Origin of the sequence: Paenochrobactrum pullorum, assembly GCF_041929845.1 — a bacterium.
GTDB classification, from domain to species: Bacteria; Pseudomonadota; Alphaproteobacteria; order Rhizobiales; family Rhizobiaceae; genus Paenochrobactrum; species Paenochrobactrum pullorum.
This window is the reverse complement of sequence record NZ_JBHEEH010000046.1, coordinates 1-1,388: the sequence shown is the minus strand read 5'-3', so window position 1 is coordinate 1,388 and position 1,388 is coordinate 1. Positions and strand designations below refer to the sequence as shown.

Genomic DNA, 1,388 nt, shown 5'->3' with positions numbered 1-1,388 from the left:
TGGACTTGATGTGGTGGACGGCCTCCTGATCCGCTTTTGTGCGATAGTGTGGTTGTTTTTAAAAGCCACCAAGGAGAACGGTTATGTCAGAACTTGCGACGGTAGGAATTGATTTAGCTAAAAACGTTTTTCAAATTCATGGAGTTGATAGTCAGGAGCGTGTCATTCTACGCCGAAAACTGTCACGAAGCGATGTTTTGCCATTCTTCAGTCGCATCCCACGATGTCTAATTGGAATGGAGGCTTGCGCCAGTGCTCATCATTGGGCGCGCTCGCTGCAGGAATTAGGGCATGATGTGCGATTAATGCCAGCAGTTTACGTCAAGCCTTATGTAAAGCGGCAGAAAAATGATGCGGCAGATGCCGAAGCTATATGCGAAGCTGTTAGTCGCCCTACAATGCGTTTCGTACCTATAAAGAGCGAACAACAACAGGCCGTGATCATGCTCCACCGTGCTCGGGAACACCTTATTCGACAACGTACTATGATCGTTAATGCCATTCGTGCTCATGCAGCAGAACTTGGTCTTGTTAGCCGCCAAGGCGTTGTTGGCTCAATGCAACTTGTTGAGGTAATCGAATGTGAAGAAGATGCGAGCTTACCAACAGTTGCCCGCATGGCTTTATTGCCGTTAGTGCGCCAAATGAAAGCAGTTCACAACGAAATAATAGGCTTGGAGAAATCAATTCATGCTTGGCATAAACAAAATGAATTGAGCAAACGCTTGGAAAGCGTGCCAGGCATTGGGCCGATAATAGCAAGCGCGCTGAGCGCTACGATCACTGATCCTAGAGTGTTCAAGTCGGGCCGGGAGCTTGCGGCATGGATAGGTTTGGTTCCTCGCCAGAATTCGTCGGGAGGAAAGAACCGGCTGGGGAGTATCACCAAACAAGGTGATCCATATTTACGGCGTCTTCTTGTTCTCGGAGCACATTCCGTCTTACGCTTTCGCAAGAAAAGTACTGTTCAAACGACACAATGGGCCGCCGGGCTTTTGGAGCGCAAACCTTATATGGTTGCTGCTGTCGCGTTAGCCAATAAAATGGCTCGAATTGTCTGGGCGCTTATGGTGCACGGTTCCACATTTGGTGTGCAACGCATCTAACAAGTATTTTTGTCATTGTTGCTTCAGAGGCTGAACGCAACAAACAAGAGGTGAGATGCTCATGGTATGATGACAAACGGTCAAAAGCCGGGATTGAGACACTCCGCATTCCGGGGCTGCGTATGAAAGCGCGAGGACTTGTAAGGAACTCAATCTGCGGACTTCATCAGGGCCAGCGGCATGTTATAGCCGCATCAATAGGCCGGACACATGCCTGCACTCGACCAGCTTGTCAGAAATATCAAAAAACATCTTGCCAAACGGAGGCCGTCCACACATGCC

The 1,388-nt window shown here is 49.0% G+C and carries 1 protein-coding gene; it reads left to right on the top strand.

Annotated features, from left to right (window positions below):
• Nucleotides 1–83: 83 nt before the first annotated feature.
• Nucleotides 84–1,106: an IS110 family RNA-guided transposase gene (locus JNC77_RS17535; RefSeq protein WP_213599350.1), complete on the top strand. Its 1,023-nt coding sequence runs from the start codon at nt 84–86 to the stop codon at nt 1,104–1,106.
• Nucleotides 1,107–1,388 lie beyond the last annotated feature (282 nt).